The following is a 22225-nucleotide window of genomic DNA, read 5'->3' on the forward strand; positions in this document are numbered from 1 at the left end:
ATGTGTGGCATCGCCGGCCTTTTCGATATTCGCGGCAAGCGCGATTTCGACCGCGCGCTCATGCGCCGAATGAACGATGTCCAGCTCCATCGCGGGCCGGACGAAGGTGGCTATCATTTCGAGCCGGGGGTGGCGCTTGCCCACCGTCGTTTGTCCATCATCGACCTCGCCACCGGTCAGCAGCCCCTGTTCAACGAGGACGGTTCGGTCGCCGTGGTGTTCAACGGCGAGATCTACAATTTCCAGGAACTCGTGCCGGAGCTCGAAGCGCTCGGGCACGTCTTTCATACCCGCAGCGACACCGAAGTCATCGTGCACGCGTGGGAAGCCTGGGGCGAAGAGTGTGTTCGGCGTTTTCGCGGCATGTTCGCCTTCGCCCTGTTCGATCGCAACCGTGAAACGCTGTTCATGGCCCGCGACCGGCTTGCCGTCAAGCCGATGTTCTATGCGCTGCTCGACGATGGCACGCTTGCCTTCGGTTCCGAACTGAAGGTGCTGATGCAGCACGCCGGACTCGATCGGCGTATCGATCCGCTCGCGGTGGAGGAATACTTCGCGCTTGGCTACGTGGCGGAGCCGCGCACCATTTTTCTCGGCGCCCGCAAGCTCGGCCCCGGCGAAATGCTCTGCATCCGCCGTGGTCAGCCGGTGCCGCAGCCGAAACAGTACTGGGATGTCCGATTCACCCTCGACAACAGACTGTCGTTGGCGGACGCCTGCGCGGAGCTGACCGAGCGGCTGCGCGAGTCGGTGCGCTTGCGCATGATCGCCGAGGTGCCGCTCGGCGCCTTTCTGTCCGGCGGGGTGGATTCGAGCGCGGTCGTCGCGACCATGGCCGGTCTGTCCGACGAGCCGGTCAATACGTGCTCGATCGGTTTCGACGATCCCGCCTTCAACGAGACCGAGTTCGCGCGCATCGTCGCCGATCGCTACCAGACCAGGCATTTCGTCGAAACGGTGCAGTCGGACGATTTCGATCTGATCGATACCCTCGCCGCCCTGTACGATGAACCCTACGCCGACAGTTCGGCCATTCCCACCTATCGGGTGTGCCAGCTCGCACGCAAGCAGGTGACGGTGGCGCTGTCGGGTGATGGCGGCGACGAAAGTTTCGCCGGCTATCGGCGCTATCGCTCGCATCTGATGGAAGAGCGCTGGCGCGAGCGCATGCCCTATGGCGTGAGGCGGCCGGTGTTCGGCCTGCTCGGCCGGGTCTTTCCCAAGGCCGACTGGGCGCCGCGCCGGTTTCGCGCCAAGACCACGTTCCAGGCCCTGGCCCGCGATTCGGTGGAGGCGTACTTCCACTCGGTGTCGATCCTGCGCGGCGAAATGCGCCATCGCCTGTTTTCGCCGGGCTTCCTGAAACAATTGGGGGGGTACAACGCGGTCGAGATCTTCCGCCGCCATGCGGAAAATGCCCAGACCGACGATCCCCTTGCGCTCATTCAGTATGTCGATCTCAAGACCTACCTCGTGGGCGATATCAATACCAAAGTCGACCGTGCCAGCATGGCCCACTCGCTCGAGGTGCGCGAACCGCTGATGGATCACGAGCTGGTCGAATGGTTGGCCACCTTGCCGTCGGACCTCAAGATCAAGGGTCAGGAAGGGAAGTACCTGTTCAAGAAGGTGATGGAGCCGCTGCTGCCCCACGAAGTGCTGTACCGTCCCAAGAAGGGCTTTGCGGTGCCGCTCGCGCGCTGGTTCCGCGGGCCGCTGAAACAGCGCATGCGTGACGCCGTACTCGGCGAGAACCTCGCTGCAACGGGTATCTTCAACCATGCCTACCTGCAGCACCTGGTCGACGCCCATCAGTCCGGTGCCCGGGATTACAGTTCGCCCTTATGGACCTTGATGATGTTCGAAGCTTTCCTGCGTAACCAGGGCGGGGCGCCGATCCGGTCCGGTGAACGGGCTGTTCCGGTTGCTGTGTGAGTGTTGCATGTAACGGGTTTGACGCCTATGCTGCGTAGCATGTAACGATGAGACCGGAGAATTCCTCAATGGCTGCCAGTGTTTCCGAAAGAGTCGAGCGTTATCGCACCAGCCTGCGCCAGGCGGGCCTGAGGCCCGTTCAGATCTGGGTGCCTGACACGCGCAGGGCGGGGTTTGCCGACGAATGTCGCAGGCAATCGCGACTGCTCAAGGGCGATCCGCAGGAGCAGGAAATTCTCGACTGGATCGAGCATGCCGCAGATACGGACGGTTGGGTGTAATGCGCGGCAATCTGGTCACCGTCACGCTTCAGGGCGACTACGGCAAATCGCGGCCGGCGGTCGTCGTCCAGTCGGACTTTTTCGACGAGCACCCCTCGTGCACCATCCTGCCGCTCACGAGCAAGCTGCTCGACGCCCCGCTTTTTCGTGTGGCAATCGAGCCGTCCGCAGAGAACGGCTTGCATCAGCGTTCCCAGATCATGATCGACAAGATCCATACCATCCCGCGCGCCAAAGTAGGCGCCATACTCGGCAAACTCACGGAAGACCAGCAGCTTGTGGTCAATCGATCGCTGATGTTGTTCCTTGGGCTCGCCTGAGGCCATTCGATGCGCATCCTCCACATTCTCGACCACTCCCTGCCTTTGCACAGCGGCTATACCTTTCGCACGGCAGCAATCCTGCGCGAGCAGCGGGTACTGGGCTGGGAGACACTTCACCTTACTACGCCGAAGCAAGGGAAGTTTGGCGTTCCTGAGGAAGAGGCCGACGGTCTGCGTTTTTATCGCACCCGTGCCCCGGACGATGCCGGCCTGGTGGCGCAGATGCGTCTGACTGCAGCGCGCCTCGACCAGCTCGTCACCGAACTTCAGCCCGACCTGCTCCACGCCCACTCCCCGGTCCTCAATGCGCTGCCCAGCCTGTGGGTCGGACGGCGACGCCGGGTGCCGGTCGTGTATGAGATGCGTGCTTCGTGGGAGGACGCCGCGGTCGATCACGGCACCACGACCGAAGGCAGCGTGCGCTACCGCCTGTCGCGCGCGCTGGAGAGCTTCGCCCTGCACCGCGCCGACCAGATCACGACCATCTGCGAGGGCCTGCGCGGCGACATCATCGCCCGGGGCGTGCCTGCGGAAAGGATCACTGTGATTCCGAATGCGGTCGACGCCGAGGCGTTCCGGTTCGGTGCCGAACCCGATGCCGCGTTGCGTACCGAGCTCGGCCTCGACGGCAAGACGGTGCTCGGGTTTGCCGGTTCGTTCTACGGCTACGAGGGGCTCGATCTGCTGGTGTCGGCGCTCGCCCGGCTGGCGGCGCGCTACCCCGACATCCGCCTGCTGCTGGTGGGCGGCGGCGTGCAGGAGGATGCGCTGCGTCGCCAGGCGGCGGCCGAAGGGGTCGCCGATCGGGTCATTTTCACCGGCCGGGTGGCGCACGGCCGGGTGCAGAAATACTATGAACTCATCGATGTGCTGGCCTATCCGCGCCTGCCCATCCGCCTGACCGAACTCGTCACCCCGCTCAAGCCGCTGGAAGCCATGGCGCAGGGCCGGATGTTCGTCGCATCCGACGTCGGCGGCCATCGCGAGCTGATCAGCCATGGCGAAACCGGTTTCCTGTTCGAGGCCGGCAGTGTCGAGGCGCTGGCCGATTCGATCGCGCACCTGCTCGATCACCGCGAGCTGTGGCCGGCGGTCAGGCAGCGGGCGCGCACTTTCGTCGAGCGCGAGCGCACCTGGAAGAACAGCGTGGCGCGCTACCGCGACGTCTATCGCCGGGCGCTGGCAACCCGCGGCCGTGAAGCCGCGCTGGTCGGGGCGAGATAAATCCATGTGCGGCATTCACGGTCTCTACCGTTTCAATGGCGAGCGCGTCGATCCGGCCCAGCTTACCGCGATGGGCGACGTCACCCGTCATCGCGGGCCCGACGACGAAGGCCAGCACATCGACCGCAATGGCCGCTGCGGCATTGCCATGCGCCGGCTGTCCATCATCGACCTGGCCGGTGGCCATCAGCCGATTTCCAACGCCGACGACACCCTGTGGGTGGTGTGCAACGGCGAGATCTACAACTTCCGCGAACTGCGTGCGGAGCTGCAGGATAGGGGCTATCGCTTCAAGACCGGCTCGGACAGCGAGGTGTTGCTGCATCTGTACGACGAACTGGGTGATGACTTCGTCCACCGGCTCGACGGCATGTTCAACTTCGCGTTGTGGGACGCACGCCGCAATCGGCTGCTGATCGGGCGCGATCATCTGGGGATCAAGCCGCTCTACGTTCACCAGTCTGCGACGATGCTCGGCTTCGCCACCGAAGCCAAGGCCTTGCTGCAACTGCCCGGCATGCGCACCGAATTCAACCGCGACGTGCTCGGCGACTACCTGCACCTGGGCTATGTGCCGGCACCGCATTCGATGTTCAGCGGCATCCGCAAACTGCCGCCCGCCACCCTGCTTGCCGTGGAGAACGGCGAGGTGCGCGAATGGCGCTACTGGCGTCTGCCCACGCGGATCGATCGCAGCACCTCGGAAGCCGAGTGGGTCGAGCGGATTCGCACCGGCATGGAGGCGGCGGTCCACCGCCAGATGGTCAGCGATGTGCCGATCGGCGCCTTTCTGTCGGGCGGTGTCGACTCCAGCGCGGTGGTGGCCTACATGGCAAGGCACTCGGCGCACCCGATCCGCACCTACGCCATCGGCTTCGAAGGCGGGGACGCCGAACAGCTGTACAACGAACTGCCCTACGCGCGTCAGGTGGCGAAGCTGTTCGGCACCGAGCACCGCGAGATCGTGGTCAAGCCCGACGTGGTCGGCCTGCTGCCCAAGCTGTTGTGGCACATGGACGAGCCGGTGTCCGATTCGGCCTTCATCACGACCTTCCTGGTGTCCGAGTTCGCCCGTCAGGACGTCAAGGTGATCCTGTCCGGCGTGGGTGGCGACGAACTGTTCGGGGGCTATCGGCGTTACCTCGGTGGCCACTACGTGCGCAAGCTGCAGCGCCTGCCGCGCTGGTCGCGCCAGTTGATGTCGCATACCGTCGCCATGCTGCCGAGCGATCGCCACTCCAAGGTGCTCAACACGCTGCGTCTCGCGCGTGGTCTGCTGGCCTCGGCCGAGCTGTCGCCCGACGACCGCTATCGCCACTATCTGCAGGTGCTCGATCGGGCCACCGTTGCCGAGCTGACCGGGGGCAAGGGCGGAAGCAGCGATGCGCTGGCTGCCGCTTTCGCGGGCGCCGGCCACGACGATGCACTCAACCGCATGTTTGCGGTCGATGCCGAAACGCAACTGCCCGACGACCTGCTGCTGCTCACCGACAAGATGAGCATGGCGGTGTCGCTCGAATGCCGCGTGCCGCTGCTCGACCGCGAACTGGTCGAGCTTGCCGCCGCCATTCCCGAGGCGCTCAAGGTCAAGGACGGCCGGCTCAAGCACCTGATGAAGGAGGCGCTCGCCGACGTGTTGCCGCCCGACATTCTCGACCGCAAGAAGCGCGGCTTCGGCACTCCGATGGGGGCCTGGCTCAAGCGCGAGCTTGCACCGGTGTTGCGCCGCCTGCTGGCAACGGATGTGGTGCGCGACCGCGGCCTGTTCGACCCGGCGGTGGTGTCGCGCCTCGTCGCCGACCACGAATCCGCCCGCATCGATGGCACCGACGCGCTGCTCGCCCTGATGAACCTCGAGATCTGGAGCCGCCTTTACCTCGATCGCCATTCGGTTGAAGATGTCACGGCAGAACTGAAAAGCCATATCGCATGAAAATTCTCTACGTCTGCCACCGCTTTCCCTTTCCGCCCAAACGCGGCGGCAAGATCCGCCCCTTCAACATGATTCGGCACCTGTCGCGGAATCATCAGGTCACGGTGTGCTCGCTGGCCCGCTCGGAGGCCGAGGCGGAGGAGGGCATGGGCATCGCGCCCCACTGCGAACGTTTCGAGATGGGGCGGGTATCGAACCCGGTGCAGATGTTGCGCATGGTGGCGCGCCTGCCGACCACGGTGCCGTCGTCGATGGGCTATTTCTATTCGCCCGAGCTCGCCGCCAAGGTCAACGAGCTGCTCGCCACCGAGCGCTTCGACCTCATCTTCGTGCATTGTTCGTCGGTCGCGCAGTATGTCAGCCAGGTCCGCGATATCCCCAAGATCCTCGATTTCGGCGACATGGATTCGCAGAAGTGGCTCGAATACGTCAATTACAAGCCCTTTCCGCTCAAGGCCGGCTACTGGCTCGAGGGCAGCAAGATGGAACGCGAGGAGAAGCGTCTCGCCCGCCTGTTCGACCTGTGCACCGCCACCACCCGCGCCGAATGGCAGACGCTCGAGTCCTATTCCACCGGCGTGGCAACGGACTGGTTTCCCAACGGCGTCGATGCCAGTTTCTTCAAACCCGATGGCGACGGCTACGATGCCGATACCATCAGCTTCATCGGGCGCATGGACTACTACCCCAACCAGGAGGCCATGTTCCGCTTCTGCGCGCAGACCTGGCCCCTGCTGCGCGCCCGCCGCCCGAACATGAAGCTGCTGATCGTGGGTGCCGACCCGATCCCGGCAGTGCAGAAATTGGGCGAACTGCCCGGCGTCACCGTCACCGGCTCGGTGGCCGACGTGCGACCCTACATCCTGCGGTCCGCGGCGATGGTGGCCCCGCTCAACATCGCGCGCGGCACCCAGAACAAGATCCTCGAGGCGATGGCGATGGGCGTGCCGGTGGTGTCCAGCAGGATCGCAGCGGGCGGCGTCGATGCCGATGGCGAGGAGCACTTCCTCGTCGCCGACACCCCGGCGCAGTACGCTGATGCGATCCTGCGCCTGGTCGAACACCCCGCCGAACGCGAGCGCCTGTCGCGCGCAGGGCGCGAACGCATGCTGTCGCACCACGCATGGCCGCGTTCGATGGAGCGCCTCGACGGCATCATCGAACGCTGTCTGAACGAATTTCACGGCAACAAGGAAACGATTCAATGAAGATCAGCATTTTCGGCCTGGGCTATGTCGGTGCAGTGTCGCTTGCCTGCCTCGCGCGCGACGGCCATCAGGTCATCGGCGTCGATATCGACGCCGCCAAGCTCGCACTGATCAAGGCGGGGACCACCCCGGTGGTCGAAGAGGGCATGGTCGACCTCATGGCCAGCGTGGCCGCCAGCGGGCGCGTGCATGTCACCACCGACGTGCATCAGGCGGTGCTCGACAGCGACATCTCGCTGATCTGCGTCGGCACGCCATCGGCCACCAACGGCAGTCAGGACCAGGGCGCGGTACTGCGCCTGGCCAAAGACCTCGGCAAGGCCATTGCCGAGAAGGCCGTGCCGCATGTGCTGGTGTTCCGCTCAACCCTGGTGCCCGGTACCGTGGAAGACGTGCTCAAGCCCATCATCGAGGCCGAGTCCGGCAAGCGCGACGGTGACGGCTTCCACCTGTGCTTCCAGCCCGAGTTCCTGCGCGAAGGCTCGTCCATCCGCGACTACGACAAGCCGCCGTTCACCGTGGTCGGGGCCACTCACGCCTACCCGGCCGAACGCCTGCGCGAACTCTTCGGCCACCTGCCGTGCAGGTTCCTGCAGACCTCGGTGCGCGCCGCCGAGATGATGAAGTACTGCTGCAACAACTTTCACGCCCTCAAGATCACCTTCGCTAACGAAACCGCCCGCCTGTGCGAAGCGCTCGGGGTGGATGCGTTCGAGGTCATGAACCTGGTGTGCCAGGACACCCAGCTCAACATCTCCCCGGCCTACCTCAAGCCCGGCTTCGCCTTCGGGGGGTCCTGCCTGCCCAAGGACCTGCGCGCCACCAGCTATCTGGCCAAAACGCACGATGTTGAACTGCCGATGCTCAATGGCATCCTGCAGTCCAACCGCCAGCACATCGACCGCGCCATCGCCAAGGTGCTCGAGTCCGGCTGCCGCAAGGTCGGCATGCTCGGCCTGTCGTTCAAGACCGGTACCGACGACCTGCGCGAGAGCCCGCTGGTGGTGCTGGCCGAGCAACTGATCGGCAAGGGCGTGCAGCTTGCCATCTACGACCCCGACGTGCAGCTGTCGCGCCTGCTCGGCGCCAATCGCCGCTTCATCGAAACACAGTTGCCGCATATTGGGGATCTACTCACCGCCGATCTCGATGCCCTGATCGATGGAGCCGAGATGCTGATCGTCGGCGTCGCCAACCCGGTCATCTTCGACGCACTCGCCACCCACGCGCGGCCCGACCAGCGCATCCTCGATCTGGTCAGGCTGCCCAACGCCGGGGCGTTGCGGGCGCAGGTGGAAGGGCTCTGCTGGTGACATCCGGTGCCGCGTCGACCGGGGCCGGGGCGGGTGCTGCCCGCCTGTGGCTGCGGCTGTTCTGGGCCAGCGCGCTGCTGACCCTGATCCTTGCAGGCTCGCTGGCGCCGCATTTCAAGGACTCTGCCGAACTTGTGCGCATGCGCAATGCCCTGCTGCTGCAGTCCGAACCGGCCGCGCACGATTGGTCGCCGGCCAGCGCGCCGGCCAGCTTTGCAGTGGAAACCGGTGCGCCGACACCGCTCTATGCCGATGTCGTTGCGCGCAACGGGCTGCGGGTGGAGGGGGACGATTGGGCCACCGCGCTGAAAATCGGTCAGCACCTGCTGGTCGAGGGCCAACGCAGCGGTCGCGCCATCCAGTCCGACCTCGAGCAAACCTATCGGCGCATCACCGAACGCGGCGAAGGCTATTGCGGCGACTTCGCCGACAGCTTTACCGGGCTCGCCACCGCGGCGGGGGTGTTCTCGCGCCCGTGGGCCTTCTCCTTTGACGGCTATGGCGGACGCGGGCACATCTTCAACGAGATCTGGGACCGCCGGAGCGGGCGCTGGATCATGATCGACGTGTTCAACAATTTCTATGTCGTCGACCGGTCGGGGCAGCCGCTGTCGGCGATGGCGTTTCGCAGCGCCTTGCTGACGGATGCTGCCGCGGTCCGCCTGGTGCCGGTGAAGGCGAGCGCGCATCCCGGATTCGTGCGCGAAGACAGGGCCCTGGCGTACTACCGCCGTGGTCTGCCGGAGTGGTACATGTGGTGGGGCAACAACGTGTTCGAATACGACCGTGCTCCGCTGGTGCAAGCGCTGGGGCAGACCCACCGGGCGCTGGAGCAACTCGGAGGCATCGCAGCGGGAGTCCATCCGCCGATCCGTATCCTCGAAACCGCCGACAACCTGCCGCAGCGCGAGGCGATGGCATGGTTGAGAGCGAGCCTGTTTGCCATTGTCGTCCTCGCCCTGATCAGCTTCGCTTGCCTGCTGATCTGGCTAGCGTTGCGTCGACGGCCTGCGGTCGTGCACTCATGAACCCGTCTGATCTGGATACTACAGCGGGCAAGGTGCAGATCGCACCCTTGCCGGCGCTGTGCATTGTCGGTCCGTTGCCGCCCCCGTCCGGCGGCATGGCGAATCAGTGTGAGCAGCTGGTGAGCTTGCTGCGGCGTGAAGGTGTCCGGGTCGAGCTCGTCCGCAACAATCCGCCGTACCGCCCACGGTGGGTCGGGCGGGTTCCACTGCTGCGTGCCGTCTGCCGGCTGCTGCCCTATCTGTGGCGGCTGTGGCGGGCGGCCGGGCGGGCCGAGGTGATGCACATCCTCGCCAACTCGGGTTGGGCCTGGCATCTGTTTGCCGCCCCCGCGATCTGGATCGGCCGCCTTCGGGGGGCGAAGGTGATCGTCAACTACCGGGGCGGCAATGCGGACTCGTTCTTTGCCCGTGCCCCCGCATTCGTGCCGGCAACGCTGCGCCAGGCCAGCGCCTGCGTGACCCCTTCCGTATTTCTGCAGCGTGTCTTTGCGCGCTATGGGCTCGATGCCGTGATCGTGCCCAACATCGTCGACCTGTCGCGTTTCCGTCCGCCGCCGCAGCGCAGCTATGGGGACGCGCCGCATCTGGTGGTGACCCGCAATCTCGAGTCCATCTACGACATCCCCACCGCCATTCGCGCTTTCGCCCACGTGCGCAGTGCGTTTCCGAATGCCCGCCTGACGGTGGCGGGAAGCGGCCCCGAGCGTGATCGCCTTCGAACCCAGGTCGCCGAGCTCGGACTCGACGATTGCGTCCGGTTTTGCGGCCGCATCGACAACGCCGATATTCCCGACCTGTACGCGTCGGCCGACTGCATGCTGAATCCGAGCACGGTCGATAACATGCCGATCTCCATTCTCGAGGCCTTCGCCAGTGGCGTACCGGTGGTCACGACCGCCGCCGGCGGTATTCCTGACATGGTCGAGGACGGCGTCTCCGCGCTGCTCGTGCCGGTCGGAGACGCCGGTCGCATGGGTGCGGCGGCAGTGCGGGTGCTGTCCGATCTGCAACTGGCGGATGCCTTGCGCCGCGCGGGCCTCCGGACCGCCACCGACTATGCCTGGCCGACCGTGCGCGAGCGCTGGTACGGCGTGTATCGTCATGTGGCGGCAAGCAGGCCGGGGGCGATTGTGCCGAGGAAGAATCGAAATGCGTGATCTGCTGTTGTTTGCGATCGTCGTGCCCGGCGGGCTGATTGCCCTGCGTCATCCCTTTGTCGGCGCCATGCTGTGGACGTGGATCAGCATCATGAATCCGCACCGCCTGACCTGGGGGTTCATGTACGACGCGCCGGTGGCGATGTTCATCGGCGTCTGCACGCTGGTCGGCATGTTGTCGTCGAACGAGAAGCGGAGTCCGTTCATAGGCGCCCCGGTCATCTGGCTGGTCATCCTGATCGGCTGGATGTGCGTGACCACCGCATTTGCCTTCGATACCGCGGCCAGCCTGCGGCAGCTCGAGAAGATCCTCAAGATCGACCTGATGGTGCTGGCGACGTTGATGCTGGTGCGCACTAAGCGCGAGATGATGATCTTTGCCTGGGTGCTCGCCTTCTCGGTGGCGTTCTACGGCATCAAGGGCGGCATCTTCACCCTGCTGACCGGCGGGGGCTCACGGGTCTACGGCCCGGCCGGCGCCTATATCGAGGAAAACAATGCGCTGGCGGTCGCGCTGATCATCACCGTGCCGCTGTTGCGCTTCCTGCAGACGACGCTGCACAAGACCTGGCAGAAGCACGCGATGACGGCTGCCATGGTGCTGTGCGGCGTGTCGATCCTGGGCTCCCACTCGCGGGGGGCACTGCTCGCCATCTCCGCCATGATGATGGTGCTGTGGTGGCGGGGCAAGAACAAGCTGGCGACCGGATTCATCATGGTGGCAGTCGGTGCCGCGGCCCTGTCGTTCATGCCGCCGGAGTGGTGGGCGCGGATGGATACGATCCAGACCCACGAGGACCGCTCGGCGATGGGTCGCCTCAATGCCTGGATGATGGCGTTCAACATCGCCAGGGACAACTTCTTCGGCGGCGGCTTCAGTATCTACAACCCCTTCGTCTATGCGATGTATGCGCCGGATCCGACCTTCATCGTGTCCGCTCACAGCATCTACTTCCACATGCTGGGCGAACATGGCTTCGGGGGCCTGATCATCTACCTGTGCCTGTGGTTCTCGACCTGGCGAAGCGCGGGTTGGCTGCGCAAGCACGGGCGCAAACAGACGGAAACGGAGTGGTGCGTGCAGCTCGGTTCGATGATCCAGGTGTCGCTGGTCGGCTTCGCGGTGGGGGGCGCCTTCCTCAGCCTGGCCTACTTCGACTTGCCGTATGACCTGATGGCGCTTACCGTCGCCGTGCGGGTCTGGGTGCAGACCAAAGGCTGGGAGCGCGAGACGGTGTTTGTGCCCCAGCAGCGGATCTTGGGCGTGCCGCTGTTCTTTGGCGACCGGCTGGTGCTGCCGCGTGACTCAACGCCTAAACGGGCGTGACACGTAATTGCGCAGATCTGCCAGCAGCGGACCGGGATCGCGCCGGTCCCACAGGTAGTAGCAGGTATCCGGGCGGAAGAAATCCCGCACGAACCGCCACAGTTCATGGCCCGGGCGGATCCGGAAGTAGGGGTCGCGGATCTTCCCGGGCTGGAGCAGGATGCGCACCAGGCGCTTTATTTCGGTGGCAACCATGCGACAGCGCAGGGTGGCGGTCGAGGGCGGGAGCGCAGGCTGCTCGCCCAGCCCCTGCACGTAGTAGGCGAGGGTGGCAAAACCGGCACCGGCCTGCACCGCCAGCGGAAAGCTGCCCCAGAAACGGCCGTTGATTTCCATCAGCGCCGCTTCGCCGCTGGCGTCGTCGAGCCGGTATTCCACCATCGCGCAGCCTTCCCAGCCGATCGCCCGCAGCAAGGCGATCGAGCGCTCCTGCAGGTCCTGGTGGCGGGTCAGCGGCACCGCCTCGCATACACTGGAAAAGCCGCCCTCGGGCGGCCATTCGGCGATGCGCAGATGCTGAAAGCGGCGTACCGCCTCGCCCTTGTGCATGAACAGGAACTGCCCGAGTCCCCGGCCCGGACAATATTCCTGGATCAGCGGCCAGATTCCGGCCGGGACGAAGCGGTCGCCGATCGCTGTCAGCGCCAACGCGTCGGCCGCGAACTCCAGTTTCAACAGCGGGAGTTGCTGCGCGTGCAGCAGTGGCATCGCAAGCAGTGGATCGGCCCATTTGACCACCACCGGGTAGCGCACTTCAGCGCACGCTTCATGCCATTCGTCGATTGTCCGGGGCGCTACCGTACGTGGCACCCGGATGCCGACCTGCTGCGCCAGATCCAGGGTCTGCGCCTTGTCCAGCACGCGGCGGAAGGTCTCTGCTTCGGGCGCAATCACCTTGACCTTGCCGAACGCGCCGCGATTGGCGATTAGCCAGGCGAGGTCGGTTTCCGAGATCGCCAGCAGTACGGCGCCGCCATATTCGTCGCCCAGTTCGCGAATGCGCTGTACCAGCGCGTCGTTGCGCGCCGCGCCGACCACGACGCCGCGTTCGAGGTAGCGCGACGCCAGGCCGATCGAACGGTCGCGATTCGCCAGCCCGATCACGCGCACGCCGGCCCGTCCCAGTTCGCGCACCACCCCCACCCCGATCTGGGTTTCGATGCCCAGCACCAGGCAGGGCGGGCGTGCCGGGCCTGCCGGTCCGGTCGTTCGCGAATCCTTCATGCCGTCAGGCGCCGCACGGCCTGGCCGGCAAAGCGATTCAAGGTGGCCAGCCTGCCAGTCTGCGCCAGCGGCGCATCGGGCGGCATGGTCGCGAGCGCCGGCTGCTCGAGCAGGCCGCAGGTGGGAAAGCGGTCGCGATGTTCGCCCAGGAATCGGCACAGGGCCTCGAAACGGGCGGCCACGATGCGGTCGGGTGCGGTGGTGCCCGCGCGCAGCATCTCGAAATTGTGTGACAGGATGGTGAAGCAGGGATGGTCCCGGCGCGCGGAGTCCTCGAGCGCTTCCTCGAACTCGCGAACGCTGCATGCGCCGACCTGTGCATGGCGCAGGTGGCCGAGCCCGTCGCGAAATACGGTCATCGGCAGCAACTGCACCGCGCCCCTCCGCCGCGGAAAGTAGAAGTCACCCTCGGTGCGCAGATCGGCGCCCGATATCGCGTAGCACATGTTGAGGCTGGCATCGGTGCCCAGACCACAGTCGGCGACGGCCGCCAGGGTGTCGGCATTGGCGGCGAAACTGCCGGAACGAAACGCCGTCACCCGCGGAACCCCGGCGTCGTGCAACAGGGCGAGTCCACGGCGCAGCAGTTCGGTTTGCTCTTCACGCGAATAATGGACGAGGTGCTGGCGTTTGAACGGTTTGTCCGGGAAAACGGGCGGCCGAATCTCGTTGGTCCATTCCGGATGCAGGTGAAGCTGAACCTCCTGCCCCGCGTCCTGAATCAGCCGCGTCACCTTGGCTAGATGCTCCGTCCCGAAGCGGGCCGCGAACAGGGGCTCGACGAAGAAAACGCCGAGCAGGCCATGGCGGTTCATGATTTCCAGCGTCTTCGGCAGGGCGTAATCGCCTGCCGTGGAGCGGCCATAGACGTAGCGCTCGAACGCTGCCGGGAAGCGCTCGTCCAGTGCCTCCCAGCCATTGCACCAGACTTCGATATCGAAGGTCAGATAGACATTCATCGGCGGATGCTCGGGCTGTTGCCCTGCTTCAGCTCTGTCAGCAGGCGGACCACGGCCGGCAGTATGGTGGCGAAGCAAGTGCGGAAGTATTCGACCGACAGCGTTTCCGGATCGTGGATGTGGTAACGGATCGGGCGCGCCCAGTGACCGAGCAGCGCGATCTGTTCGGCAGGAACGCCGCGGCTCACCAGGCGCCGGGCATGGCGCAGCTCCATCACCAGCAGCAGATCGCCGGCACGTCGTTCGTAGTCGGAAAAATCGGTCGCGGTGTGCTCGTCCAGCGAGATCCCGAATTCCTGTGCCACCATGCGGGCGTTTGCGGTCGCGGGCGCACCGGTGCTGGTGGACAGCCCGATCGAAATGCACTCCACCGGCTCGCGTGCGGCCACCGCATGGGCGAAGGCGCTGCGGTTGATGTTGCCGAGGCAGACGAAAACCAGCCGTTCGACTTTCTCCGGCTGCAGGGTGCGAAACTGGCCGCCGGCGCCGAACACGCCCTCGATCTGTCCGAGCAGATGACGAACCCAGCCGCGATGGGTGCCGTGGTTGGTCTCGATGAGGTCGATCAGGCGATCGAACGCCGAGCTCACAGCCGGTACTCCGGCGCATGCTCGCGCAGCCAGAGTTCGAGCATCTGCATGACCCAGACCATCTCGCCGTAATACCCGGGATGGGCCGGCAGCAGATTGTCGAGCAGGTCGTCGATGAACGCCGCGCGTACGATGCCACGCTGCTTCAGCGACTCGAGCGAGTCGCGCGCCATCGATTTCAGCCCCGCGTGCTGCGATGCCCACACGCCGAAAGGCAGGCCGAAACCGTGTTTCTTCTTGGCGATGATCTCGTCCGGCAGGAAGCCTCGCAGCGCTTCCTTGAAGAACCAGCGCAGGGTCAGGCCCTTGAGTTTCCACTCAGTGGGCAGGGTCAGCGAAAACGCCAGTAGCTCATCCGACAGCAGCGGGAACCCGACCTCGATGCCGGCCAGTTCGGTCGAGCCGAGCACCTTGGGCAAGTCGTTGTCGGCGAGGGTGAACCGCCAGTCGAATGCCAGCATCCGGTTGACCAGGGACTGCCCGTCGGTCTGCGCCCACACGCCGCGCTGGCGCTCCAACGGGCTTTCCGGTTGAATCTGAGCCAGAAAGTCCGCGGTCAGCACCTCCTTCAGGCCGAGGCGCAGCAAGAGGTTGTACATGCCCATGCGGTCGGGCATGGGCACGCGGGCCTGGGTGACATAGCTTGCCGCTTTTCGGACCAGGGGCACCCGGTCCATGGCGGGAAGGCCGAGAATCGGCTCGAGCATTGCCGATCGGAGCAATCCGGGCACGGCATCGTAGATGCCGAAAATGCGTTGTTTGGCGTAACGCGAATTGCCGCCGAACAACTCGTCACCACCGTCGCCGGCCAGGATACGGGTGACCCCGTCGCGCTGCGCATGGGTCGCACACAGCCACGCCGGGACGGCCGACGAGTTGCCGAAGGGCTGGTCGTAATGGACCGCGACCTTCGGGATGCCGTCGAGCAGATCGGCCGGGGTGACGTAGTACTCGTGGTGGTCGGTGCCGAAGCGTTTCGCGGCGATGCGTGCATAGGCCATCTCGTCGTAGCCCGCGGCATCGAAACCGATCGAGTAGGTCGGCGCCGGGCGCCCGAGTACTTTGCACAGCATGCCCGAAACCGTCGAACTGTCGGTTCCGCCCGACAGAAAGGCGCCCGGGTGGCTACCCTCTGCCTCGCGGGCCACCGCGCCTTCGACGATATCCACAAAGCGGCGTTTGCTGGCCTCGAGGTCGAGCGACTTGTCGGGGGCAAAGGCGGGAACCCAGTAGCGCTCGATGTGTGCCTCGCCGTTCTTCCAGTGCAGGGCATGGCCCGGTTCCAGGCGCGAGACGCCGGCAAACACCGTCTGCGGTGCCGGGATCATGTGGCAGTACAGATAGTCGAACACCGCCTGCGAGTCGATTCCCCGGCTGGCTCCCGGCACCTCGTCGGCACGGCTGGCAAAAGCGAGCATCCCGTCCGTGTTCGAGTGGCACAAGGGGTAGGTACTGAAGCGATCGACGGCCAGCCACGCCGAGGCGGTATCGCCATCGACCACGATCACCGCGAAACGGCCCATGACGCCGCGGGGGGAGAGCGAACCCCGTTCGCGGAAAGCCGCGAGCCAGGCCGCCGCATTGCCCGCGGTCGCCGCACGGTCGTTCAGCACCCCGCTCTCGAAGCGCGGGCTGCCAAGCGCAAGGCACACGGTGTTTCCATCGCGATGGACCGCAACCTGGGCGTCGTGGGTGCAAAATCCACGGCCGAACTCGAGCGCGATCGGCAGTCTCGTCGAAATGCCTGCAACAGGCATGACCCCATCGCGCGAAACTGCGCCTGTTACTCTGGCAAGCAAACCCGACTCCTCGGCTGAATGATGCTGATGACTTAAGGGTGAGACTCGCCGCATGATACCGCATCGGCGTTACGGCTCAGCGGTGATGCAGTTGGCGGGCGGCGCTTGAAAAGCGTCGGAGCATGTTGGTGGCGCTGCTAACATGGCATCAATATGATATTGCCCCGCCACGGAGCCCGAAGCGGCCGCGAGCGCGCGTCCGGCTCGATACGAGTACAGGGTGATAGTCGGGCTCGCAGAACGAAACCATTGGGAAAAGTGACGCCCATGAGTGCAATTTCAGCAGCGGGGCTGTGGATGAGCGCAACGAGGCACTTCCGGCTTTTCGCCGTGGTGCCGATGCTCCTTCTATCGACGCAGGCGATGCCGGCGGTTCCCCTTTCGGATGGTCCGGACGGCGTCACGTGCCGTCATTTTGCGACCGCATCCCACATGGCGTGGCAGAAGATGGGCGGCGATTGGGCCGATGCAAGCGGAACGCCCTACGGCAGCGCAGCCTACGCAGTCACCGACGTGCCTCTTGCGCGTGAGCGCCAGTTGTTGGCGTGGGATCTGACCCGATTGGTGCGTGACTGGCAAAGCGGTGCCGCACCGGCCGGGGCCTTGTTCTTGATGGTCATTCCGGGACAGGCAGCCGGAAAGGTCAATTTCAACAGCCGCGAGAGCCCCGATCCTTCTGCACGGCCGACGCTGGTGATCTCCTGGGCCGACGGCACCCGAACCCGGCTGAACGCGACGGCCGATGTCCATCTTCCGTGTTCGACGCACAAGAGCATCGGCGGCACCAAGACATTCCAGGTCGCAGGGGACGTCAATGCCGTGATGTCCTTCCCGTTCGATACCAAGGAACGGCGCGACATCGCCAAAGCCGAGTTGCTGCTCACAAGCAACAAGCAGTATCACCGCCCGACGCCGATCGGAATCTACCGGCCGATCATGCAACAGGCCCGCGACGTTGCCACGACCTCGGGACTCGCTGCCCGGTACCCCGACGACAAGGGCATCGAAAGCCATCCGGCGGTGATTTTCGTCGACCGGTTCGAATCGACGGACTGGGCATCCCGCTGGTCGAGCGTCACCAAGAACAGCACCACGGAGATCGTCGATCATGACGGTGCCAACCGCTTCGAACCGTTGAATGGCAAGGCATTGAAGGTCTCCGTACTGAAGGGCAAGGTCATCGGCCTGAACGCGAACTATCGATTTGACGCCCGCCCGGAAGGCGAGCCGGAAGCGATGTACTTTCGCTACTACCTGAGGTTTGGCGAGAGCTGGAACCCGACCCGGTCAGGCGGCAAGCTCCCCGGTTTTGCCGGTACTTACAACCGTGGCGGATGGGGCGGACGAAAGGCCAACGGCACGAATGGATGGTCAGCGCGCGGCACCTTCTTCCGCTGGCGCGATCACGATTCACCACTGAAGGACCGACGGGGCATCGGCTCCTATGTCTATCATGCCGACATGCCCGACACCTACGGCAGTACCTGGGGCTGGAATGAGGGGCCGACGGGGATGCTGGAGAAAAATCGCTGGTACAGCATCGAACAGTATGTGCGGATGAATACGCCGGGAACGAGCGATGGCGTGCTCCGCGCATGGATCGACGGCAAGCTCGCGTTCGAGAAATCGGACATGCGTTATCGAGACGTGCCCGACCTCAGAATCGAGTCATTGTGGATGAACGTCTATCACGGAGGGACGACGCCCACGGACGCCGATCTCGCCTTGTATATCGACAATCTAGTGATCGCAAAGGAGTACATCGGTCCGTTCAACAGGCGCCAATGATCATGCTCCTGCACAAATGGAAATCGCTTGTCAGATGGACCGTGCGAACTTTCTATGAACATGTCGGGCCGATCAGGGTGTTGTTCTATGTGAGCAACGAGATTGGATTTGCGAATCAGAAGCCGCTGCTGGAGGTCCTCGCTACCGATCGCAGATTCCACGTCGGGGTTTGTGCCGAACGAGGGGAGGAGATCGTTTTCTCCGACCATGAACTGAGTTCCCTCTTCGTGCGCCATCAATTGCCGGAGCGTCGGGCGCGGAGGCATGTCTGGCATTACGTTGTCACGACGAACGTGATCAGGACCTGGTTTGCATGGGACTTTGTCGGCATCCATCTGGGGCATGGCAGCTGCGTTGCGAACGGCCACCAATCCGATGAAACGTGGGCCACCAAGTCGATCGCGGATAGACGTATCGGCATCGCCTTTCTTCCTGGTCTCGGACACTACGGCGTACTGTCCGAGACCAGGCCGGATGTGCTCGAGAACCCAGCCAAGGCGATGTTCATTTGCGGGGTATCCAAGCTGGCCGAACTGGCTGCGAAAGGTCAGGCCAAGGATGCCTATGTCCGGCGGCTTGGCTTGCTTCCTGCCCGGCGCACTGTCCTGGTTTCGTCGCACTGGACCAGAATGTCATTCCTCAGGGATTTCGGTCTGACAGGTGTCAGGCGCCTGTGTGAGCATCCGGAGGAACTCAACGTTATCGTGACCGCGCATCCCAAACTGTGGGTGTTGAAGGACTCCGACGGCTTCGATGGCCCGGCGCTGTTGCAGGCGCTCATGACCCTGGAGCTAGAGTTTGGCAATCTGCGCGTGGTTCCGACAGGGGCTCCGTTCGATCTGATGGCCGGCTCTGACTTCATTGTGTGCGATCACAGTTCGATCCGTGTCGAATATACCCAACTCGGGAGACCTGCCGCGCTATATCGCAACAAGCTGTTCGTCTGTCAGTCAGCCTTGACGGATCGCCTGTACCGCGAGGCGTCGGAGGTCTTCTGCGACATCGAGGAACTCGATCGGGCCATCTCCCGTATCCTGACGCTAGGGTATGACAAATCCGCCGAAAGTGAGTCGCTGAGGCGCCACTTCGTCGCCGACACGTCGGGTACAGCCGGCACGATTCACGACATCCTGCTGAGGTGCGGTCCGGTGAGTTCCGTCCGATCAAAGCGATGGCCAAGGCTGAAGCAGCTTGAGCGCGAGCATCTTGCGCTTTTTTCTGATGAGAATTGGGTGCGTGTCCGGTGGACAGACTTCTGCCGAACCAGCACGATGAACAGGATGGTTCCACCGGCCGTTGAGAGAAGGTCGTCATCGGATTTGGGCAACAGTTCAGAGCTGAGCCAAGGTTATTGCAGGGGCATATATAGGATGTCCACGGAGACTGATGACGCCCATCACGACGGCAAATAGTGCACTTTAAAGTTGATTGACGGGCGCCGTGATGAGTCCGATCGGGACGAGGAGCGTGAATCTCATTGCGTAGTTGCAGAATGCCCCAGCGCAGGGCCGTCACATTTGATCGTTACGCTTTCTTCCAGCTTGAGAATTGCGGCTCACGATAAACGGGCTATGCCGCCACCCACAGAATCTAATCGGTAGCGTGTCGGTGGAATATGAATCTTCCGTGAAGGTGCAGAGGATAATATGAGCAAGTATGCAGTCGCTTTGGGCTGTATTAATCTAATGGCTACGAAATGGAATTAATCTACGAGTATGGTTGCCGATAATTTTCGAGAATACATTCGCCGGTCTAAGGACGCCTTTCTCATCAAAATGATAGCAAAGCGTTGTCGATACTTTCCGGGGCGAACTAGAGATAAACAAAGGGTAGTTATACTTCCCGCTTCGTCGCCAGGTAGTTTGGGGGATGCCGCGATGATTCTGGGTTTAATGGGAGTTTTGAATGAAGGTGGTCTCAATGAGTTCAGCTTGTTTGACTACGAAGAGACCGGGGAGTGGCGTGATGCGTTTGGCCTAAAGTCGACTGTGTATTCTGAGGGTGTATTGCCAACAAGCGTAGAGGATTACAGGCGATGGTCGATAACGGTACCTGGGATTGCCCAATTGTATGTTAACGGTGCTGATGTGCTGGACGGAAAATACTCGTTAGAGCGTACTCTCGCGAGGCTTTCCCTCGTTGACTTTGTTGCGCGCGCGGGAAGACCCGTAACTGTAACTGGTTTTAGTATGCGTGAAGATCCCGATCCTAGGGTCGTGGCTGCGTTTCGCCGACTGCCTCATACGGTGCGTCTTTGCCCGAGAGACCCCATTTCTTATGCGCGGGTTCGTGCCATGACACGTTGTGCGGTCGTTCAGGTTGCTGATCTGGCTTTTCTCCTGAATCCAGAGTGTACTGGAGAGTACGAGGCGCAGTTTGCTCGTCGTATCGATCTATCGCGAGAAAGGGGGCATCGTCTTGTAGGGATTTGTCTTAATCTTCACTCGGTTCACCTTGCAGATCTAGACGACGAAGGCCGTGTGGAGTGGTTGATGAGATGCATGTCTTCAGTGTTGAGCAAGTTGAAGTCGATGGATTCAACTATTGTCCCGGTGTTCATGCCGCATGACTATAGAGGGAAGTGGAACGATGTTGAGCTCGCCAAGCGGTTAGTTAGATACGACGGGTATGAATCGGAGAGCTTTCTGCTCATAGATCAAGAAGTATCACCTGCGGCGATTAAAGAATTTTGTTCGAAACTTGATGTCCTTATCACTGGGAGAATGCATTGTGGAATAGCAGCACTTGGCGTGGGCTTACCGGCTGTGTTCTTTGACTATCAGGGGAAGGTTAGGGGGTTGCTCGAGTTCTTTGGCTTGGCTTCGGCGGTTGAGACGACGATAGATGCAGAGAGAACGGCAACAGAGATTATTGAACATGTAGAGCGGTTCCTCCAGAGTCCTGAATTCTGGCGAGTGCAAATTTTGGAGGCGATTCCGGCAGTTAGGGAGCTTTCACGTTGTAATGTGGTTCTGAAGACACCCAATTAATGCGGGTGCGTCTTAGTGCCCGAGGATGTTCAAATGGTCAATGTTGGTGCTTTCCCTGGCTATTCCGGCCTCGACGATCAAAATCCGTACCTGACACTCTTTTATCATGCGCTTGAACGGCGCGGAGTTGAGTGGTGGGGCGAGTGCAATCCTTGGCAGCGAACTAGCCGTGACGAATGGCCCGATTGGATACATCTTCACTGGCCAGAGTTGCTATGGAAGGATCGGCCTCCCGAGTTTGTGAGGCGGATGCGGCGACTGCCTGGCGGATGGCGTGCGTATGAGGTGCTCAGACCTGTAATCGACTACGGTCAGATGTTTCGCCTTGTTCGAATACTAGAACTTGCGCGAAAGCGGGGGTGCAAACTTGCGTGGACCCTTCATAACGTGAAGCCACATGACGGTGCAAGTTCCGCAGACATGGCGGGATATGCAAGACTGGCTAGAATGGCTGATCTTTGTATTGCGCACTCCGAAACGGCAGTGGTCGAATTCGAGAACCTTTACGGAAAAGTCCGACATGTGCTTGTAATGCCCCACGGAAACTATGAGGGAGTCTATCCCGCCCCCGTTTCGCGTCAGCATGCGTTGATAGGCCTTGGGCTGTCGCCTGAGCTGCCAACGGTTTGTTGTCTCGGTAACATTCGTGAGTACAAAGGTATTGACCTAGCGGTAGAAGCTGTCCGGCTATTGGGTGGACGCGTTCAGTTGGTGATCGCTGGGCACGTTGCACAAGGATTCGCTCAGAGCGAATTGGCAAGAGTAATTGGTGTGCTTGACGGAGTCCGGCTATTGCCAGGATTTGTGAGTAATCAAATGTTCTCCAATCTGAGCCATGCCTGCGATGCAACGTTACTACCGTATCGGCAGATCACCGGTAGCGGTGTGCTGATGGCGTCGTTGACGATGGGGGCAGGGGTGGTTGCGTCAGATCTACCGTACTTTCGCGAGGTGCTTGCTGGGAATGAATGCGCCGGAAGGTTGTTCGCCACTGGGGACCCGAGTGCATTGGCCGCGGCGATCGAGTCCTATCTTATGGTGCCGCGCGAGGTCAGGCGGAGTGCTGCACTTTCACTGTCTAACCGGTATGCTTGGGATAGGGTGGTTATGCCAGTTGCAGAGGAGATGTCCAGGCGGTAGTTGGCA

General features: G+C 62.8%; 18 protein-coding genes. 14 read left to right on the forward strand and 4 right to left on the reverse strand.

The window, feature by feature from the left end:
* From AC3A35_RS17850 to AC3A35_RS17895, 10 genes are all read left to right on the forward strand, one after another.
* Positions 1-1935, forward strand: a complete 1935-nt coding sequence (locus AC3A35_RS17850) for an XrtA/PEP-CTERM system amidotransferase (protein WP_487437543.1) — start codon at positions 1-3, stop codon at positions 1933-1935.
* A 68-nt stretch (positions 1936-2003) separates the two neighbouring features.
* The gene (locus AC3A35_RS17855; protein WP_487437544.1) at positions 2004-2216 is read left to right on the forward strand and encodes an antitoxin MazE family protein; all 213 of its coding nucleotides are present in this window, start codon (positions 2004-2006) and stop codon (positions 2214-2216) included.
* Positions 2216-2536, forward strand: coding sequence for a type II toxin-antitoxin system PemK/MazF family toxin (locus tag AC3A35_RS17860; RefSeq protein ID WP_487437545.1), 321 nt, complete (start codon positions 2216-2218; stop codon positions 2534-2536). The genes AC3A35_RS17855 and AC3A35_RS17860 overlap by 1 nt, the downstream gene beginning before the upstream one ends.
* 9 nt (positions 2537-2545) lie before the next feature.
* Positions 2546-3763, forward strand: a complete 1218-nt coding sequence (locus AC3A35_RS17865) for a TIGR04063 family PEP-CTERM/XrtA system glycosyltransferase (RefSeq protein WP_487437546.1) — start codon at positions 2546-2548, stop codon at positions 3761-3763.
* A 4-nt stretch (positions 3764-3767) separates the two neighbouring features.
* Complete coding sequence (asnB, locus tag AC3A35_RS17870) at positions 3768-5696, forward strand: asparagine synthase (glutamine-hydrolyzing) (RefSeq protein ID WP_487437547.1); 1929 nt, start codon at positions 3768-3770, stop codon at positions 5694-5696.
* Complete coding sequence (locus AC3A35_RS17875) at positions 5693-6904, forward strand: TIGR03087 family PEP-CTERM/XrtA system glycosyltransferase (protein WP_487437548.1); 1212 nt, start codon at positions 5693-5695, stop codon at positions 6902-6904. The genes asnB and AC3A35_RS17875 overlap by 4 nt, the downstream gene beginning before the upstream one ends.
* Entirely contained in the window at positions 6901-8217 is a 1317-nt protein-coding gene (locus AC3A35_RS17880; protein WP_487437549.1) for a nucleotide sugar dehydrogenase, read from the forward strand. Before AC3A35_RS17875 ends, AC3A35_RS17880 begins: the two co-directional genes overlap by 4 nt.
* Complete coding sequence (locus AC3A35_RS17885; RefSeq protein ID WP_487437550.1) at positions 8214-9245, forward strand: hypothetical protein; 1032 nt, start codon at positions 8214-8216, stop codon at positions 9243-9245. Before AC3A35_RS17880 ends, AC3A35_RS17885 begins: the two co-directional genes overlap by 4 nt.
* A complete protein-coding gene (locus AC3A35_RS17890; RefSeq protein WP_487437551.1) occupies positions 9242-10402 on the forward strand; it encodes a glycosyltransferase family 4 protein in 1161 nt (386 codons plus the stop codon). Before AC3A35_RS17885 ends, AC3A35_RS17890 begins: the two co-directional genes overlap by 4 nt.
* On the forward strand, positions 10395-11729 hold the full coding sequence (locus AC3A35_RS17895) for a putative O-glycosylation ligase, exosortase A system-associated (RefSeq protein ID WP_487437552.1): 1335 nt from the start codon (positions 10395-10397) through the stop codon (positions 11727-11729). Before AC3A35_RS17890 ends, AC3A35_RS17895 begins: the two co-directional genes overlap by 8 nt.
* Here the strand turns inward: AC3A35_RS17895 and AC3A35_RS17900 are convergent.
* The 4 genes from AC3A35_RS17900 to AC3A35_RS17915 are packed head-to-tail and all read right to left on the reverse strand — an operon-like array spanning position 11709 to position 16259.
* Positions 11709-12953, reverse strand: coding sequence for a carboxylate--amine ligase (locus tag AC3A35_RS17900; RefSeq protein WP_487437553.1), 1245 nt, complete (start codon positions 12951-12953; stop codon positions 11709-11711). The genes AC3A35_RS17895 and AC3A35_RS17900 overlap by 21 nt on opposite strands.
* Positions 12950-13912, reverse strand: a complete 963-nt coding sequence (locus AC3A35_RS17905) for a polysaccharide deacetylase family protein (RefSeq protein WP_487437554.1) — start codon at positions 13910-13912, stop codon at positions 12950-12952. Before AC3A35_RS17905 ends, AC3A35_RS17900 begins: the two co-directional genes overlap by 4 nt.
* A complete protein-coding gene (locus tag AC3A35_RS17910; RefSeq protein ID WP_487437555.1) occupies positions 13909-14502 on the reverse strand; it encodes an arsenate-mycothiol transferase ArsC in 594 nt (197 codons plus the stop codon). Before AC3A35_RS17910 ends, AC3A35_RS17905 begins: the two co-directional genes overlap by 4 nt.
* A complete protein-coding gene (locus AC3A35_RS17915; protein WP_487437556.1) occupies positions 14499-16259 on the reverse strand; it encodes an asparagine synthetase B family protein in 1761 nt (586 codons plus the stop codon). The genes AC3A35_RS17910 and AC3A35_RS17915 overlap by 4 nt, the downstream gene beginning before the upstream one ends.
* Before the next feature lie 309 nt (positions 16260-16568).
* On the opposite strand from AC3A35_RS17915, the gene AC3A35_RS17920 reads away from it, so the two are divergent.
* The 4 genes from AC3A35_RS17920 (at position 16569) to AC3A35_RS17935 (ending at position 22219) form a co-directional block, all read left to right on the forward strand.
* Entirely contained in the window at positions 16569-18089 is a 1521-nt protein-coding gene (locus tag AC3A35_RS17920; RefSeq protein ID WP_487437557.1) for a polysaccharide lyase, read from the forward strand.
* 2 nt (positions 18090-18091) lie between these two features.
* Complete coding sequence (locus tag AC3A35_RS17925; protein ID WP_487437558.1) at positions 18092-19501, forward strand: hypothetical protein; 1410 nt, start codon at positions 18092-18094, stop codon at positions 19499-19501.
* 363 nt (positions 19502-19864) lie between these two features.
* Positions 19865-21079 carry a polysaccharide pyruvyl transferase family protein gene (locus AC3A35_RS17930; RefSeq protein WP_487437703.1) on the forward strand — a complete coding sequence of 405 codons (1215 nt, stop codon included), beginning with the start codon at positions 19865-19867 and terminating at the stop codon, positions 21077-21079.
* 531 nt (positions 21080-21610) lie between these two features.
* Positions 21611-22219 carry a glycosyltransferase gene (locus tag AC3A35_RS17935; protein ID WP_487437704.1) on the forward strand — a complete coding sequence of 203 codons (609 nt, stop codon included), beginning with the start codon at positions 21611-21613 and terminating at the stop codon, positions 22217-22219.
* Positions 22220-22225 lie beyond the last annotated feature (6 nt).

This window comes from Azoarcus sp. Soil_N_20 (genome assembly GCF_057656155.1).